General features: G+C 46.2%; 21 protein-coding genes. 6 read left to right on the top strand and 15 right to left on the bottom strand.

What is annotated here, in order from left to right; translation table 11 throughout:
• Positions 1-33 precede the first annotated feature (33 nt).
• The gene (locus BUB81_RS21980) at positions 34-264 is read left to right on the top strand and encodes a hypothetical protein (protein ID WP_139241605.1); all 231 of its coding nucleotides are present in this window, start codon (positions 34-36) and stop codon (positions 262-264) included.
• 29 nt (positions 265-293) lie between these two features.
• Here the strand turns inward: BUB81_RS21980 and BUB81_RS15615 are convergent, their stop codons facing one another.
• Together BUB81_RS15615 and BUB81_RS15610 are read right to left on the bottom strand one after the other, a co-directional pair.
• The gene (locus BUB81_RS15615; RefSeq protein ID WP_139241604.1) at positions 294-1,208 is read right to left on the bottom strand and encodes a hypothetical protein; all 915 of its coding nucleotides are present in this window, start codon (positions 1,206-1,208) and stop codon (positions 294-296) included.
• Between the two features lie 168 nt (positions 1,209-1,376).
• A complete protein-coding gene (locus BUB81_RS15610; protein ID WP_084526638.1) occupies positions 1,377-2,168 on the bottom strand; it encodes a vWA domain-containing protein in 792 nt (263 codons plus the stop codon).
• A 265-nt stretch (positions 2,169-2,433) separates the two neighbouring features.
• Here BUB81_RS15610 and BUB81_RS15605 point away from each other — a divergent pair, with 265 nt between their 5' ends.
• Positions 2,434-4,269: a cation:proton antiporter gene (locus BUB81_RS15605; protein ID WP_073324260.1), complete on the top strand. Its 1,836-nt coding sequence runs from the start codon at positions 2,434-2,436 to the stop codon at positions 4,267-4,269.
• Between the two features lie 481 nt (positions 4,270-4,750).
• Here the strand turns inward: BUB81_RS15605 and waaA are convergent, their stop codons facing one another.
• Complete coding sequence (waaA, locus tag BUB81_RS15600) at positions 4,751-6,061, bottom strand: lipid IV(A) 3-deoxy-D-manno-octulosonic acid transferase (RefSeq protein ID WP_073324259.1); 1,311 nt, start codon at positions 6,059-6,061, stop codon at positions 4,751-4,753.
• Positions 6,062-6,392: 331 nt separating this feature from the next.
• Here waaA and BUB81_RS15595 point away from each other — a divergent pair, with 331 nt between their 5' ends.
• Entirely contained in the window at positions 6,393-7,448 is a 1,056-nt protein-coding gene (locus BUB81_RS15595) for an NAD(P)-dependent alcohol dehydrogenase (protein WP_073324258.1), read from the top strand.
• 569 nt (positions 7,449-8,017) lie between these two features.
• Here the strand turns inward: BUB81_RS15595 and rpsQ are convergent.
• Genes rpsQ through rpsJ form a run of 11 tightly spaced genes read right to left on the bottom strand, consistent with a single transcriptional unit; the run spans position 8,018 to position 12,954 of the window.
• Entirely contained in the window at positions 8,018-8,275 is a 258-nt protein-coding gene (gene rpsQ, locus BUB81_RS15590; protein WP_073324257.1) for a 30S ribosomal protein S17, read from the bottom strand.
• The gene (gene rpmC / locus BUB81_RS15585) at positions 8,275-8,466 is read right to left on the bottom strand and encodes a 50S ribosomal protein L29 (protein WP_073324256.1); all 192 of its coding nucleotides are present in this window, start codon (positions 8,464-8,466) and stop codon (positions 8,275-8,277) included. The genes rpsQ and rpmC overlap by 1 nt, the downstream gene beginning before the upstream one ends.
• Complete coding sequence (gene rplP, locus BUB81_RS15580) at positions 8,466-8,876, bottom strand: 50S ribosomal protein L16 (RefSeq protein WP_073324255.1); 411 nt, start codon at positions 8,874-8,876, stop codon at positions 8,466-8,468. The genes rpmC and rplP overlap by 1 nt, the downstream gene beginning before the upstream one ends.
• 2 nt (positions 8,877-8,878) lie before the next feature.
• Positions 8,879-9,583 carry a 30S ribosomal protein S3 gene (gene rpsC / locus BUB81_RS15575; RefSeq protein WP_073324254.1) on the bottom strand — a complete coding sequence of 235 codons (705 nt, stop codon included), beginning with the start codon at positions 9,581-9,583 and terminating at the stop codon, positions 8,879-8,881.
• A 9-nt stretch (positions 9,584-9,592) separates the two neighbouring features.
• Entirely contained in the window at positions 9,593-9,925 is a 333-nt protein-coding gene (rplV, locus tag BUB81_RS15570) for a 50S ribosomal protein L22 (protein ID WP_073324253.1), read from the bottom strand.
• A 10-nt stretch (positions 9,926-9,935) separates the two neighbouring features.
• Positions 9,936-10,211 carry a 30S ribosomal protein S19 gene (rpsS, locus tag BUB81_RS15565; RefSeq protein ID WP_070125806.1) on the bottom strand — a complete coding sequence of 92 codons (276 nt, stop codon included), beginning with the start codon at positions 10,209-10,211 and terminating at the stop codon, positions 9,936-9,938.
• Positions 10,212-10,226: 15 nt separating this feature from the next.
• Positions 10,227-11,051 carry a 50S ribosomal protein L2 gene (gene rplB / locus BUB81_RS15560; RefSeq protein WP_073324252.1) on the bottom strand — a complete coding sequence of 275 codons (825 nt, stop codon included), beginning with the start codon at positions 11,049-11,051 and terminating at the stop codon, positions 10,227-10,229.
• A gap of 14 nt (positions 11,052-11,065) precedes the next feature.
• Positions 11,066-11,365, bottom strand: coding sequence for a 50S ribosomal protein L23 (gene rplW / locus BUB81_RS15555; protein WP_073324251.1), 300 nt, complete (start codon positions 11,363-11,365; stop codon positions 11,066-11,068).
• Complete coding sequence (gene rplD, locus BUB81_RS15550; protein WP_073324250.1) at positions 11,362-11,967, bottom strand: 50S ribosomal protein L4; 606 nt, start codon at positions 11,965-11,967, stop codon at positions 11,362-11,364. The genes rplW and rplD overlap by 4 nt, the downstream gene beginning before the upstream one ends.
• Positions 11,968-11,985: 18 nt before the next feature.
• Positions 11,986-12,624 carry a 50S ribosomal protein L3 gene (gene rplC, locus BUB81_RS15545; RefSeq protein ID WP_073324249.1) on the bottom strand — a complete coding sequence of 213 codons (639 nt, stop codon included), beginning with the start codon at positions 12,622-12,624 and terminating at the stop codon, positions 11,986-11,988.
• Positions 12,625-12,642: 18 nt separating this feature from the next.
• Entirely contained in the window at positions 12,643-12,954 is a 312-nt protein-coding gene (gene rpsJ / locus BUB81_RS15540; protein WP_010179497.1) for a 30S ribosomal protein S10, read from the bottom strand.
• A 395-nt stretch (positions 12,955-13,349) separates the two neighbouring features.
• Here rpsJ and BUB81_RS22190 point away from each other — a divergent pair, with 395 nt between their 5' ends.
• Together BUB81_RS22190 and BUB81_RS15535 are read left to right on the top strand one after the other, a co-directional pair.
• Positions 13,350-13,508 carry a hypothetical protein gene (locus BUB81_RS22190; protein WP_175555825.1) on the top strand — a complete coding sequence of 53 codons (159 nt, stop codon included), beginning with the start codon at positions 13,350-13,352 and terminating at the stop codon, positions 13,506-13,508.
• Positions 13,501-13,695, top strand: coding sequence for a hypothetical protein (locus BUB81_RS15535; RefSeq protein ID WP_073324248.1), 195 nt, complete (start codon positions 13,501-13,503; stop codon positions 13,693-13,695). Before BUB81_RS22190 ends, BUB81_RS15535 begins: the two co-directional genes overlap by 8 nt.
• A gap of 712 nt (positions 13,696-14,407) precedes the next feature.
• Here the strand turns inward: BUB81_RS15535 and BUB81_RS15530 are convergent.
• Positions 14,408-14,890, bottom strand: a complete 483-nt coding sequence (locus BUB81_RS15530) for an acyl-CoA thioesterase (protein ID WP_073324247.1) — start codon at positions 14,888-14,890, stop codon at positions 14,408-14,410.
• 104 nt (positions 14,891-14,994) lie between these two features.
• Here BUB81_RS15530 and BUB81_RS15525 point away from each other — a divergent pair, with 104 nt between their 5' ends.
• The gene (locus BUB81_RS15525) at positions 14,995-16,740 is read left to right on the top strand and encodes a DUF4153 domain-containing protein (RefSeq protein WP_073324246.1); all 1,746 of its coding nucleotides are present in this window, start codon (positions 14,995-14,997) and stop codon (positions 16,738-16,740) included.
• Positions 16,741-16,802: the final 62 nt, after the last annotated feature.

The following is a 16,802-nucleotide window of genomic DNA, read 5'->3' as shown; positions in this document are numbered from 1 at the left end:
CACTTTATTGAGCTGTAGTGCGCATAGTACTCATTGGAATATTGGAGTATTGAAAGGGCGAAAGATGAGTTACGACCGCCACAACCTCACCCACTAAAACGTCAGCGTTCGCCATTGAATGCGCAGTGGGAACAGCGGTTTTTGAACGAGCTGGAACAACGGGATACAACACGCCTGGGCTCGGTGTTTAACCAACCGCACATTTCCGAGCAGTTAACGCTATGGCAGCGCGGTCTGCTAAAATTACGTCGAATCGTTAAATAGCGTATAACGCGCTATTTAACGAGATTGAATTAGTCTTCGTCTTCTTCCAGCGTGGCAAGGCGGATCTTAATTAGCTTAGCAATACTGAACGGTGAGTTTTCCTGCGTCAGCCAAATCTCATCCTTGTTCTTCACGCACAAGCCTTCAACCTGCCCATATCCTGCAAGAGTGAAACTGTTCATTAGAGTGTAATCTTCTGACAGGAAGGCGACAAAGGGGTCGACGATACCAAAGGCGTTGCTACTGTAGCCAACAACAACATAGCGGTTGTGGAATCTGTCCCAATCTGCGCCGGTGACAACACCCGGAAGCCCCTCAATGGTGGTTACCGGCGAAATATGCTGCTCTTCGTCTTTTTTATTCAGGTGGTACACCCGCAGGGTTTTAGTGAGCCAACTTTTTGAAAACAGTACCAGCTTATCGTGACGAGCGACCATGGCCTCAGCATCAAAGTCATGCGCATACAACTCGTTCTTCTTCGGCTCATAATTATCATATGTGAAAGTTAGACGGGCCTCACTGGATAAATCATCCCGACTCACTTTGTGAATAACCAACTTTCTGCGTTTACCCGCGTTGTTACCGAAATCGCCAATGTAAAAGAATTTGTCATCGGCCGTCACCGATTCCCAGTCATTGTTCTTCTTAGCGACATCAACGCCTTCAATGATCACACCTTCGTCGTCAATGCGATACAAAGTGGGACTGTTGCCCGAATCGGCAATGGTGTACTGGGCATCGGCACTGCAGATCAGACCGGATGTTTCACCCAGTTCCGCCATTAGGCCATGTTCAGCGATAACGGTGAGTTGACCGGAATTTGCAGTGGTAGTGGTACTGCAAGCCATAGGAAATAATAAAACGAACAGCGCAAAAGAGCGCGACATACGACGCGACAACCTGGATATCTCCGTGCGGGTAAGGATGTGATGGCGGTCAAGCATAGCGGCTTGCCACCCAACACTGCAAACGGTTTTTTCGCATTAATTCGACGTTTAACATTCCACTGTATTACGCTGGTAACGGTTAATTGAGTCCGTGTTACAACTTCGAACCGGTTAATAATCTACATTTTTAGTGTCGGCAAAACGGCTGAATTTTGCCGAAAACGTTTATTTGCGCACTCGCATAATTGCCAATGCCATTACCATAAAGCCAAGGCCCCATGGTGCAGGCACAGGGTCGGTACCGCCGCCCACACAGGCAGGATCGTTCGGATTCGCTACACAGTAATCCAGCGTTTCCTGCAATTTTACCTGAGCAAAATTGGTGACAAAGGTGGTGAGTGCATTCGTGTCTGACGTATTCAGTTCATTCAGATCGAAGCCATGGCCGCCATTGTTAGCCGCCAGCGTTAACAAATCGCTGAAGGTTCCACCCAATACCACGTTGAATAACGCTGAGCTTTGTTGCAATAAGCCATCCAACGAGTTGGCATCGTATTCTGTATCACTGTTACTGGCTTCATCAGCAAACAGGATCAGGTTTTTAACGGCATCAGCACGATAACTTAGTCCGGCACTCTCGGCCGTCAGCCCATCCAACGCATAAGCCGTTGCGTCGTAAGCTGGCTCATTCGAACCAATCGAATACAAATCGCCGGTAAAGCCCGCAAACGTAGTTGCATCAACAAAATCGGTAAGCAGTCGAATGTTATCGCCAGCAAAACCATAGCCGATTAACGCGAATTGCGCGTCTAATCCGCCCGCCTGTAAAATACTGGCAAACAAGCCAATGCTGTTTCCCAGGTTTGAATGAACGTTGCTCATAGAGCCACTTTCATCCACGATCATGACAATATCAGTCTTTACAATGCCAGCCTGCGCCGGTATTGACATCCCTGCCACAATAACCACAAGCATGCAAAGTATCGCTTTGAAACGTCGGTTATTAATTTTGAACATCTTTACATCCACCGCGATAATACTTTGTTAAACAAAGAAAAATGCAATATTTATTCCATTAAAAAAAACAACAAAAGATCATCAGCTTAGCTTTGTCCGTATAATTTATCGCCACAAATATGTAAAAATGTTCGACACTAGTACCAACTGGCCCTGTTAGGTATGGTGAGGACGTTTATAATAGAAAGTCTGTAACGTAAGGCAGGTAATTCAGTGTTACCTGAACTGCAGTGATGTCACTGTCATAACAATAAAGGAAAATTCTGTGTCAGATCCCACTTTAGCTTTGGTCACTGTTGGACTGTTATCAATCGGTTGCCAGTATCTGGCCTACCGCATCCGGTTGCCAGCCATTCTGCCACTTTTGGTAATAGGTATACTGGTTGGGCCCGTTTTTGGCGTGCTCAATGCCGACCAGCTGTTTGGCGACCTGTTGTTTCCTGTCGTGTCGCTGTCTGTTGCCATTATTCTGTTTGAAGGGGCGTTGACACTGAAATACCAGGACATTGCCGGACACGGCAAAATGGTACGTAACCTGTGTTCTGTGGGTGTGCTGGTTACCTGGGTGATAGCCACCGTTGTTGCCCATTACGCTTTGGAGGTGACCTGGCAGCTGTCATTTTTATTTGGGGCCATCGTGACAGTTACCGGCCCAACGGTCATTGTTCCCATGCTGCGCACGGTGAGACCTCAAACGAACCTCGGCAACATACTGCGCTGGGAGGGGATTGTTATCGACCCGATTGGCGCATTACTCGCCGTGATTGTTTATGAATATATCATCTCCTCTCAGGGCGCCATGTCGCACACGCTATATGCATTCAGTAAAACCATTGGCATTGGATTGCTCAGCGGACTGACAGTGGGTTACTTTCTGGGAGTGACATTGCGCAATCACTGGGTGCCACACTACCTGCGCAACACCGCGGTGCTGACTATTATTTTGGGTGCTTTTGCAGGGTCTAATTTTTTTGCACACGAATCCGGCCTGTTAACCGTTACTATCGCTGGCATCATGCTGGCCAATATGCGTGATGTCGATGTTGACGATATCCTGGAATTCAAGGAAACCCTGAGCGTCCTGTTGATTTCCGGCTTATTTATTCTGCTGGCAACCCGCCTGGATCTCGGTGCAGTAGCAGAAGTTGGCTGGGCAGCCGCCATCGTATTGATATCGATTATCTTTGTGGCTCGTCCTCTGTCAGTATTCATTTCCTCCTTTGGTACAGGACTTAATTGGCGCGAACTGGCTCTATTGAGCTGGGTGGCACCTCGTGGGATTGTCGCCGCTGCCGTTTCTGCTTTATTCTCACTAAAACTGGAAGCCCTCGGCTATGCCGGCGTTGAAGTGATTGTTCCTCTTGTATTTCTGGTCATCATTACCACGGTTGTACTGCAGGGGCTAACCGCCAAACCTGTAGCAAGACTACTGGGAGTGCGCGCCCCCGTGCCTAACGGCTTCCTGTTGTTTGGTGCCAGCCAATTTAGCCGGTTACTGGCTAAAGAGTTAATCAAGCACAAGGTCTCAGTGCGGGTTGCCGACACTAACTGGGACGCCATTCGGGAAGCTCGCATGCAGGATATTCCCGTTTATTTCGGTAATCCTATGTCTGAGCATGCGGCACTGCATCTGGATTTAAACAGCATTGGTACCGTACTGATCTTATCGCCTTATAAACAGCTCAACCCAATGATTGCCTATCACTTTGAATATTCGATGGGTAAGGACAAGGTATGGGGGCTAACCACCAATCAAGCGAGTACGCGTCCAAGTCATCAGGTGTCAGAAGACTATGCTAAGAAGCTCTCACTGTTCGGGGAAGGTGTAACTTACGGTTATCTGGCAAGCACAGTGAGTCGCGGTGGCAGAATTAAAACCACGTCGATAACGCCAGAATTTACTTATCAGGATTATTTGCGCACCTATGCCGACAAAGCGACGCCGCTGATTGCCATTGATGAAAATAAGCGGTTACACGTAATGCTAAGTTCGGACGAAATGATTCCAAAAGCCGGGTGGAAGCTAATTAGTTTAGTGGAAGCTGAAGCATTGCCGAAGGAAGAAGTGGCCGTAGCCGCAGCGGCTAGTGAAGAAAAGTAGTCAGAATAGCACCCTGTCTGAAGACAGGGTGCCTCTCCCTGGAAAAAACGAGCAATTAAGTGGTGCGTTAGGTGCAACCGTTAGTGTTTTTGCTTTACTCAATTACAACGTCGACTATTAATAGCAATGCACGCGCCAATATGCCAAAAATAATTAAGTTATTAAAATTCAAAATCTTGCACAAACAAGCAAGATATTAAACATTCTATATTATACGATTTTACACCAAAACAGGGCATTGTTATGGCGTTATGCCCAATTTTGGTGATCGTTTTTTGGACGCTTTTTTTTCACCATTAGTTAGGCCGGGCTTTAGCTTTTTGAAAACCCGAAAATCAACACATCAGCAGGGATTGATTTTTCTGGCTCGAAAAGCAAGCGTATTGCTATGACATCTTAACGGCTGTATCTGCGTGCACCTTTATACTGTGAATGGTAATCCAGTAATCTCACTATTTATTTTTAGCTAAAAACAAACAACTTATGAGTGCGGTATGCTATTCACAACTACCAGTGTCTTATCCAGTGCGCCGCTGTTTTTAGTGACGGTGTGGTAACCCGCTAAACCAGCCTGTTTTCGTTCTTCAGTGTGGTTAAGCCAATACGCAACCTGATTGCAAAGTTCAGCTTCATCGCTAACAATTTTCAGGCCGCCAGACTCCGCTAATTTACTGCAAATTTCAGGGTTGTTATGCGTACTGGTTCCCATAATTACAGGCAACTGCTTGGCGGCCGGTTCAAGCGCATTGTGACCGCCGCGCTGGGCAATACTGCCCCCCACAAATGCAATATCAGCCACATCATAAGCGGCATTTAGTCGGCCCATTTCATTTACCAGTAACACATCACAGTCGTCATTGATAACCGGGTTGTCGGCGCTTTTAACGAGAGTAAGTTCTGCTTTTTCAATTAGTTTCGATACGGCCTCAAAACGATCTGGGTGACGTGGTACCAATATCAGTAACAGCGAGGGGTTTGCTTCTTTGAGTGCCTTATAGACACCGAGTAATATTGACTCTTCCGGCTCATGTGTACTGCCGCCAATCAGTATGTACCGTTCTGCATTTGCCAACCCCAGAAAATCACTTTTCGCCGCCGTCAGGGCCGCGGCCTGATCAAACTTAATATTTTGCGTCAGCGTAAGCTTTTCTTTTTCCATACCGAGGAAAAGATAGTTTGTATAGTCTCGGTCTCCCTGCGCACAAACATGAGTAAGCTTTCGAAGCAATGGCTCAAACAGTATCGGGAATTTTTTATATCGCCGCGATGAACGATCTGTCATCCGTGCATTAATAACAACAACCGGGATACCTTGTTTCCAGCACGTGTGGATTAAATTCGGCCATAGCTCTACTTCAGTAATTAATACCTGTCGTGGTTGAACACGTTTCAGCATGGCGCTCATGGCTACAGGTAAGTCATAGGGTAAGTAAAAGTGGTGAACAGTATCACCGAACATATCCGTTACGCGGGCAGAGCCGGTTGCAGTAGTCGTGGTAACGGTAATTTGAACATCCGGCTGCTCCTGCATAATACGTTTTATAAGGCAGGATGCGGCAACCACCTCACCTACCGACACGCAATGAAATAAATACCCGTGTTTCTTGGGAACAGGGGCAACCAGACCAAATCGTTCAAAGCGCGTCCGCCCGGACTGTTTCCTTTGCTCCTTGCCTTTGAGTAAAAAATTAACGAACGCGAAGGGAATCGCCATTAACAGCAATAGTGAATAGAACCAGCGAAAGGCTTCCTGAGCGAGGGTAGGCTTGTAGGTAGGCGTGTCGTTATTCATTGTTAGTTATAATCACTGCAATCATTATTAGTGTGGTTTACTGCGCCGACTAAATGGCGAAGCCAAGGCTGATATTATAACGCCTTCTTACCAATGATATTGCAAAACCTTTTGCGCATGCCCTAAAAGTAACTGGTTAGTTTTGATCGTAGCCCTTCTTTTTCGAGTAACAACAACATCAAAGCCTGCGGCGATATAACCGCGTACTTCACAGGAATGACTTACAACATTTGCCTTTAGTTTTATAGGATTGTGCAAACACTGGAGAGTATCGTGGCTGAATTCAAAGCGGCTATCCGTCAAAATTAAACGACTCAAAGAAGGAGGAATTATGACGACAGTAAAAGCTTACGGTGCTACTGCACCAGACTCGGGAGTTCACCCGCTCGATATAGAACGTCGTGATCTGCGTGATACCGATGTCGCGATTTCCATAGACTATTGTGGTGTGTGTCACTCAGACCTTCATACCGTAGAGAATGATTGGGGCGGCACCAGCTACCCAATTGTACCTGGTCATGAAATTGTTGGTACTGTTACCGCTGTCGGGCCTGACGTCACTAAGTTTAGTGTAGGTGATAAAGTAGGTGTGGGCTGTCTGGTCGATTCGTGTGGCCATTGCGGTGCCTGTGAGCACGACGAGGAACAGTTCTGCGAAGAAGGTATTCATGGTACGTACGGTGGTGTAGATCGCATAGATGGTACACCAAATCACGGCGGTTACTCAGAGGCTATCGTAGTAAAGGAATCCTTTGTGCTTTCAATTCCCGAAGCACTTGATCCAGCCGCCGCAGCGCCGATTCTGTGCGCAGGTATTACAACCTACTCTCCGCTGAAACACGTTGGTGTTAAAAAGGGTGACAAAGTAGGTGTACTCGGCATGGGTGGACTTGGTCATATGGGCGTTAAGTTTGCCAAAGCGATGGGGGCTGAAGTGACTATTTTTACGCGCTCAGTCAGCAAAGTCGAAGAAGCACTCAGCCAGGGGGCAGATCATGTGATTATATCGACAGATGAAGCACAGATGACCGCTGCTGCAGAACAATTCGATTATTTGCTAGATACCATTCCGGTAGAACACGACTTTAATCCATATCTGAATTGCCTGAAGTATGACGGCGTTCACATTGTGGTTGGTCAGTTAACGCCTCTTGAACCTGCGCTTAATACCGCAGCCTTGGTATTAAAGCGTCGTTCTATCATGGGGTCATTGATTGGCGGACTAGCCGAAACGCAGGAAGTGTTAGATTTCTGTGCTGAGCACAATATAGCCTGCGACATTGAAATGCTGGATATGCAGGACATAAACACTGCTTACGAACGCATGAAAAAAGGCGATGTTAAATATCGTTTTGTCATTGATATGGCATCTCTGAAAAACGCGTAATGCCATATATCGGCCAACAGCATTGTTGTTGGCCGACAGTATTCACTCCCGCCTAACCAGCCAAAGCAATCAACCGGTAAATAATTCAACTTAAGTTGCAAATTGATCAGCTGTTTATTTTTGAACCACTTTCAAATTACTGCTAAAACGTCATTTTAAAACAATATAATCATGCACTTATATATATCGAAGAATGCGTCTTTGTATTTAACACACCACATAAGCAAAAATAACTCGCCCTCGACCCAACGCTTTCCTTAAAACATTTAAATCTATGCTTTCTAAGCAGCACATATGGCTGTAGAGGCTATTCATAAAATCAAGAATACCTTTATGTTATTTATCTATATCAGTAGTTTAACTATGAATTCTATAGTTTTTGCAGCTTGTATTATCAATGTCGAACAAAAAGCTATTTATTAAGATTTATATTAATTTGATTTATAAAGTAACCTGACTGAATAGTCAGGAAAAATATCTTGGAGATTTGGCAGGTTTTGACCACAAATAACAAGCACAAAAAAGCCGCTCAAAGAGCGGCTTTTTTAAGCTTTGACAAAAGTCAGCGATTAAACGCCAGCTTTCTCAACAACGTCAACTAACATCCAAGTTTTCTTCTTAGAGATAGGTGCACATTCGCGAATAGTTACTGTATCGCCTTCGTTGCACACGTTGCTTTCGTCGTGAGCGTGCAGTTTAGTAGTACGCTTAATGAACTTCCCATAGATAGGGTGTTTAACGAAACGTTCTACAACAACAACAATAGACTTGTCCATTTTGTTGCTAACCACACGACCTTGTACTGTACGAATTTTTTGTTCAGTCATTACGCATCAGCCTTTTGAGTCAGAATGGTTTTAACACGCGCGATGCTACGACGCACTTTCTTCAACTGGTCGGTTTTTTCAAGCTGGCCAGTTGAATGCTGCATGCGTAAGTTGAACTGTTCGCGTAGCAGGTTTAATAACTCTGCATTCAGCTCTTCTACGCTTTTATCTTTCAGTTCAGCTGCTTTCATTACATCACCGTCCGAGTTACAAAGGTTGTCTTAAATGGCAGTTTAGCCGCTGCCAATTCAAACGCTTCGCGTGCCAGAGACTCAGGAACACCTTCCATCTCATACAGTACGCGGCCTGGTTGAATTTGGCATACCCAGTACTCAACGTTACCCTTACCTTTACCTTGACGAACCTCAAGAGGCTTCTCAGTAATTGGCTTGTCAGGGAAAACTCGAATCCAAATTTTACCTTGACGTTTAACGTGACGAGTCATGGCACGACGAGCAGCCTCAATTTGGCGTGCAGTCATACGACCACGGCCAGTCGCTTTAAGTCCGAAAGTACCAAAGGCAACAGAGTTACCAGCGGCCAAACCACGGTTACGGCCTTTGTGCATCTTACGGAATTTCATGCGTTTTGGTTGTAACATGATTAGCCCTCTCGCTTAGCGTTGCGGCCTTTCTTCTTAGGTTGAGCTGGCGCAGCCGGCTCTTGAGTTGTAGGTAAACCACCTAGAACTTCACCCTTGAAGATCCATACTTTAACGCCGATGATACCGTAAGTAGTTGACGCTTCAGAGGTTGCGTAATCGATGTCCGCACGGAAAGTGTGCAGAGGTACGCGACCTTCACGGTACCATTCAGAACGTGCAATCTCTGCACCGCCCAAACGGCCGCTAACTTCAACTTTGATACCTTTGGCGCCTAGACGCATCGCGTTTTGCACTGCGCGTTTCATAGCACGACGGAACATAACACGACGTTCCAGCTGGCTTGAGATGCTGTCAGCTACTAGCTGTGCATCAAGCTCAGGCTTACGTACTTCTGCAATGTTGATCTGAGCAGGCACACCGGCCAGCTTAGAAACATAGTTACGCAGCTTTTCAACGTCTTCACCTTTCTTACCGATTACAACGCCTGGACGAGCAGTGTGAATAGTCACACGGATGCTCTTAGCAGGACGCTCGATCACGATTTTAGAAAGTGAAGCGTTCTTCAATTGTTTAGTCAGGTACTGACGTACCTGATGATCGTTATACAGGTTGTCTGCATAATCCGCAGTATTAGCGTACCAGGTAGAAGTCCATGGTTTGCTGATACCCAGGCGTATGCCCGTAGGATGTACCTTCTGTCCCATTATCTACTCCTAGTTATCCGCTACAACCACAGTGATGTGACTGCTGCGCTTAAAGATACGGTCAGCACGGCCTTTGGCACGTGGCTTGATACGTTTCATTGTTGGACCTTCGTCAACGAAGATTTTCGAAACGCGCAGTTCATCAATGTCTGCACCTTCGTTATGTTCTGCGTTGGCGATGGCTGATTCCAATACTTTCTTAATCAGCGCTGCGCTTTTCTTAGGGCTGTACGTTAAAAGCTCAAGAGCCTTTTCAACGTGCAGTCCGCGAACTTGATCCGCAACCAAGCGTGCTTTTTGAGCCGACGTGCGGGCAAAACGGTGTTTAGCTAAAGCTTCCATTTCCTACCCCTTAACGTTTGCTTTTCTTGTCCGCGACATGGCCGCGGTAAGTACGCGTTGGCGCAAATTCGCCCAACTTGTGGCCGACCATTTCGTCACTTACGATGACAGGTACATGTTGGCGACCGTTATGGACCGCAATGGTCAACCCAATCATATCTGGGATGATCATCGAACGACGTGACCAAGTTTTAATTGGTTTACGGTCGTTCGCTTCCACTGCAGCCTCTACCTTCTTCAGCAAGTGAAGGTCGATAAATGGACCTTTCTTGAGAGAACGTGGCATGGTGAATCCTCGCTATTACTTGTTACGACGACGTACGATAAGCTTATCAGTACGCTTGTTGCTTCGGGTTTTCTTACCTTTAGTAGGAACACCCCAAGGAGTTACTGGGTGACGGCCACCAGAAGTACGACCTTCACCACCACCGTGTGGGTGGTCTACCGGGTTCATGGCAACACCACGAACGGTAGGACGAACACCGCGCCAACGGTTGGCACCTGCTTTACCCAGTGAACGAAGCATATGTTCTGCATTGCCTACTTCACCAATAGTGGCGCGGCAATCAGACAATACTTTACGCATTTCGCCAGAACGCAGACGTAAAGTAACGTAGTTACCGTCGCGTGCCAGGATTTGAGCGTTAGCACCAGCAGAACGTGCAATTTGTGCACCTTTGCCAGGCTTCATTTCAATTGCGTGAACAACAGTACCCACTGGCATGTTGCGCATAGGCATAGCGTTACCCGCTTTAATTGGTGCGTTAGAACCTGACTGAACTGTGTCACCAGCCTGGATGCCTTTAGGCGCCAGGATGTACTTACGCTCACCATCTGCATACAGAACCAAAGCAATGTTTGCAGAGCGGTTTGGATCATATTCTAAACGCTCAACTTTCGCTGGAATGCCGTCTTTATTACGCTTGAAGTCAATTACACGATAGTGACTTTTGTGACCACCACCGATGTGACGTACGGTAATACGACCATTGTTGTTACGGCCGCCAGACTTGCTGTTTTTTTCCAGCAGAGGTGCATAAGGTGCACCTTTGTGCAGATCAGGGTTGATTACCTGAACTACGTGACGACGACCGGCAGAAGTTGGCTTAGCTTTCAATAATGGCATTTCTAATCCCCTTCTTACTCAGCGCCACCGACAAAGTCGATGTCCTGACCTTCTTTAAGCACTACGTAGGCTTTTTTCCAGTCGCTGCGTTTACCGAAAGACATACCGTGACGCTTGGTTTTACCCTTAACGTTTACAGTACGAACACCTTCAACCTCAACTTCAAACAGTTTTTCAACTGCTGCTTTGATTTCAGCTTTGTTCGCGTCTTTAGCTACTTTGAATACTACAGTGTTGTTCGCTTCAGCAGCCATAGTAGACTTTTCTGAAACGTGAGGTGCACGAAGCACCTTCAGTAGACGTTCTTCGTTCATGCTAACGCCTCCTCAAGCTGTTTAACTGCATCTGCAGTAATCAGCACTTTTTCAAACGCGATTAGGCTTACTGGGTCGATGCCTGCAACGTCACGTACGTCAACTTTGTACAAGTTGCGTGCCGCTAAGAACAGGTTCTCATCTACCTCTGGAGTCACGATTAATACATCGTTCAGTTCCAGTTCGTTAAGCTTAGCAAGAAGAGCTTTAGTCTTAGGTGCTTCAACACCAAACTTCTCAACTACAACCAGACGCTCTTGGCGAACCAGTTCAGACAAGATGCTCTTGATCGCACCGCGATACATTTTCTTGTTAACTTTTTGCTCGAAGCTACGAGGCTTAGCAGCAAACGCACGGCCTCCGCCAACCCAGATTGGGCTACGGATAGTACCAGCACGTGCACGGCCAGTACCTTTTTGACGCCATGGCTTCTTACCACCACCACGTACTTCAGAACGTGTCTTCTGCGCTTTAGAACCCTGACGAGCACCGTTGCCGTAAGCTACAACAACCTGGTGAACCAGAGCTTCGTTGAATTCACGTCCAAAGGTCGCTTCGGATACTTCAAGAGCGCTTTGCGCGTCTTTCAATGTTAATTCCATCAGTTCAACTCCCAGACGTTACGCTTTAACAGCTGGCTTAACGATCAAGTCGCCGCCAGTTGCGCCAGGTACGGCACCTTTAACCAGTAACAGGTTATTTTCTACGTCTACACGTACTACTTCCAAAGACTGAGTAGTCACTTGCTTGTTACCAAGCTGACCAGCCATTTTCTTGCCTTTGAATACGCGACCTGGAGTTTGGTTTTGACCAATTGAACCAGGAGCACGGTGTGACAAAGAGTTACCGTGAGTCATACGCTGTGAACTGAAGTTCCAACGCTTGATTGCACCAGCAAAACCTTTACCTTTAGACGTACCAGTTACGTCAATTTTCTTGGTGTCATTGAAGATTTCTACAGTGATTTCACTGCCAACTTCAATGTCTGCACCTTCGTTATCTTCCAGGCGGAATTCCCAAAGACCACGACCAGCTTCAACGCCAGCTTTTGCAAAGTGACCTGCAGAAGCTTTGTTTACGCGGTTCGCTTTTTTGGTGCCTGCAGTAACTTGCAGTGCGCGATAACCGTCAGTTTCCTCAGAACGAACCTGAGTAACACGGTTTGGGGTCGCTTCAATAACAGTCACAGGGATAGACGTGCCATCTTCAGTGAAGATGCGAGTCATACCCACTTTACGACCGATTAGACCAATCGCCATTGTTATAACCCTCTTCTATTAGCCCAGGCTGATTTGAACATCAACGCCGGCTGCCAAGTCCAGACGCATCAGAGCATCAACAGTCTTGTCAGTTGGCTCGATGATGTCTACCAAACGCTTATGAGTACGGATTTCATATTGATCACGCGCGTCTTTGTTAACGTGCGGAGAAATCAGAACTGTGTAGCGTTCTTTGCGAGTAGGCAGTGGAATTGGACCGCTGACCTGAGCACCAGTACGTTTCGCCGTTTCAACGATTTCAGCCGTAGACTGATCGATCAACTTGTGATCAAACGCTTTTAAACGAATACGAATTCTTTGATTTGGCATCGATTAAGCTCCAATCGAAAGAACAAAAAAATCATCTCCTCACTCCCCTTCGTACGGGATGAAAAGATGTGCGTATAAACCAGTGATTCCCAATTGGAACCTTGTTCTTTGTTTCTGACACGCCCGCTTCGTCTTGCGACGTTGCTTTGGCACCCACCCTAAAAGCAGTGTGGCTGCGGCCGAAACCATGCCCAAATTGTGTTGAACACAGGGCAAGTGGGCGCGAATTATACAGATTGATGTGATTAATGCAACAACGAATCTAATTTTATTTGCGTAATTACAGGATTTATAACCGTACTTCTGCCCAGCTGTTTATTTCCAATAGCTTCACTATTCTGCAAATGCATTTCATTGGAAATGATATTTTGTAAAACGGAAAAGGAAAATGACTTATGAATTCAACTTCAAACCACATCACCGTCTTAGACGATGAAGTTACTACAAGTGTATCAGGGGGCGTACCTTTAATAGCAATAATTATTGGTATCGATATTGGCTTAAACCTAGCAACTGCTGCTTTTGCAGCCGGCGCGGGGGCTTCTTATGACTGAGTTTGGGCATGTTGACTCTCGTACAGATAATATAACTGATCTAACTTTCACTGAAATGGAATCAGTTAATGGTGGATTTGTTATTGTCCCATTTCTTATTGGACTAGGAAAAGGCATCGGGTATGGAGTGGCAATTGGCGCAGGCTTATACGGCATAGCGATGGCAGCTCACTCTATTCGTAATTAATGAGAAAAAAGGGACGGGACTCCCCCATCCCTTTTACATTTAACTAGGTAAATTTATGTTCCGATTTCTTTGGCTAGTCCTAGCAGTCATTGTCGTAATCCTCGCTTTTGTTATCTTGCTTCTGGTCTTCACTAGCGAACCGAATCCAAGTCTTGTTTCAGCTCTATGCTTAGTATTGTTCACAGGTATTGCTTACTTACTCATGAATATACATTGGCTTAAAAATAGAATTTAACGGATAGCTGTGACTCGAAACATGGCAATGAACCAAAGCAAGAATAATTTTATAAGGATGTCTCGATGTTGGTAATCAGTTCCTCCGACAGAAGAAAGCTGGATAGGTTTCAGAATTGTCTTAATCACCGTAATCACTTTTGGTTTGCTTGACATGACCTATAGCTGTTTCACTGCAGGGTTAAGCATATATGCAAACCCCACCACTAATACCACCCTTCTATTTATTATTAATGGTTTACTTTCAAATTCTGCGAAATCAAAAGAATACACGAATAAATAGAATGGTTACCCGATTCAGCTGTTATGCACGCTTGTTCACTATCGCTTGCTGGCTACTCTGGCTTGCAGCTAGCCTTATTACTTTTGCGAGTGGTCACCCCGTAGATTGGTCGGCACCTGAAAGTAAGCTGCTTTTAATAGCACCGATACCCATGCTGTTTACCAGCATTCGCTTTTACCGGAAGCATTCTGGCAATTAATCGGCATCCAGATACGTGGTCATTTCCTCGTGTATGCTGTTACGCATTTCCATGAGTTTAACCGCTGACTCGTGCTGACGTTTGTCCTGCTCGGTCTCTGGTATCCATTCTGGTACTTGCGCTGGTTTGCCGTTTTCGTCCATTGCGACCATCACCGCAATACAATGGGTGCACAATTCGCGCTCTGTGCTTTTGGGATCACCTGCTCGTACGTGAATACGCAAATGCATAGAGGTTCTGCCGGTGTAAATAACCTTGGCATCTACCTCCACCATACTGCCAACCAGTATAGGTTTTACAAAGTGCATGCCACCGACATAAGCTGTTATACAGTATTTACCACTCCATCCTGCTGCGCATCCGTAGGCACACAGATCTATCCATTTCATTACTGCGCCGCCGTGAACCTTTCCACCAAAGTTCACATCTGCAGGTTCTGCTAAAAAGCGCAGGGTAAGCGTTCGTTGTTGTCCGGGCATTTACTGAGTCCTGTTTTTGTTTTTTGCCTGTGAAGTTGACAGGCTTTCTTTGTACTACCAACTTACTGTACATTGGAATGCATTACAATTCAGGATGATACCGTATGGATACGTCGCGCTACCCCACATTAATAATGCTGTTAGTTGCATTAGTGCAGGGCTTTTGCCTACTCATTCTGCACGAATCTATTGAGTTTGGTTTTTGGCCGGCCACCTCACCTACTGCACTATATTCGCTCTACGCCTTTGTACTGATATGCCCTACGCTCTTCTTGTTAGCGGTCAATGAACACAACATTAAACGACTTACGCTGGGGGCTGTTGGCTTCTCTTTGCTCTGTTCTTCACTGGCTTACTACACCGGCCTGCAGGTTATTCCGCTGCCCTTTGCTGACGTAGAAGACTTGTTGTTTCCGTTTTGTTTTTCCACTGCGTTGCTAACATTCAAGGTACTGATGTACTTGCAAGTCTGGGCCAATAAAGAGGCATTTGCATACCCAAAGCTGTTTAGCTATTCCTGGCGAAACCTGCTTACTTTCGGGCTGGCGCTGGTGTTCACGTTGGTTACCTGGGGCGTGTTGATGCTTTGGGCCGGGCTATTCAAGGTCATTAACGTCGACTTCTTTTATGAATTGTTTACTGAAGAATGGTTTTACTATCCTATTTTGTCGATGGCGCTCGCCTTTGGCATCATTCTTATTCGAAGCCTTACATTTATTGTCGATACCATTAAGCGGCTCCAACAAGCGTTGCTCAAATACCTGTTAGTGCTATTGGTGTTTATCTCTCTGCTCTTTCTCATTGCTTTGCCATTCACCGGGCTGGCGCCGATTTGGGAAAATGGGCCGGGTAGCTATTTAATTCTGTGGATGCAGGCATGCATTCTATTTGCTCTTAACAGCGTGTATCAGAACGACGCTGAAGAGCGTCCCTATGGCCTGCTATTACATCGCTTTATCTATCTGGGTATTCTTCTGCTTCCCTGCTACAGCGCACTGGTATTTTATGGTCTCACCGCGCGTATCGATCAATATGGCTGGTCGCTAAGCCGTTATTGGGGAATGATTGTCTGGGCCTTATTGGCGTTGTTTGCTCTTGGCTATGTGGCTGGGATAATACGCCAACGCGATGCATGGATTAGCTCGCTGGGTAAAGTCAATGTCTCGATGGGTTGCGTGTTTATGCTGGTACTTATAGCCATCAACAGCCCGGCTCTCGATCTCAGAAAGCTCACTGTTCAGGACCAGGTAGCCCGGCTTTCATCGGGCGATATAACCCTGGAAGAGATCGATATTCAATACTTTGAGCGTCACCTTGCTAAGCCCGGCTATGACGTTATTCAGCAATGGAAGTCAGATTACAAAACCACGAACCCAAACTTCGTTGTGCGACTGAATCGGCTGTATATGAGTAATGAGCTGTTAAACAGTGAAGATGACAAGCTGTTGGTGTTAAGCAACATTGAGTGTCTTAATGGGTGCAATGCTCCAACCGAACTATTGGATCAAATTTACACAGACCGTAGCCAAAACCGCTGGTGCTTAATGAACAACAAACACATGTACCTGCTGGAAGCCGACCCCAATGAGGATGGCGAAATGGAGTACCTGCTGATACAAGAGAATATTAACGGATTTCGTTCATTTTACCTATACGCCCGCGTCCAGCAGGCCTGGCAATCTTTGACAATTCAAACGCTTCATCCTGCTGAAAACCAGCCCGAAGTCCCGTTGATTGAATCGCTGGGTGACCTCAGTATCGAATACAAGACGCCCAAATATAAGCAAATGCATATTGGCGAATGGACAATAGACGTGTCTCTCCGACACAACGTAAAAGACGACGATTAGCGCATGTGCATCCAAATGGTAGCGTTGGACGTAACGCTTAATACCAGGCCTAGCCGTCCGGC

This window comes from Marisediminitalea aggregata (genome assembly GCF_900129565.1).
Taxonomy (GTDB): Bacteria; Pseudomonadota; Gammaproteobacteria; order Enterobacterales; family Alteromonadaceae; genus Alteromonas; species Alteromonas aggregata.
This window is presented reverse-complemented; position numbering and strand designations above follow the sequence as displayed.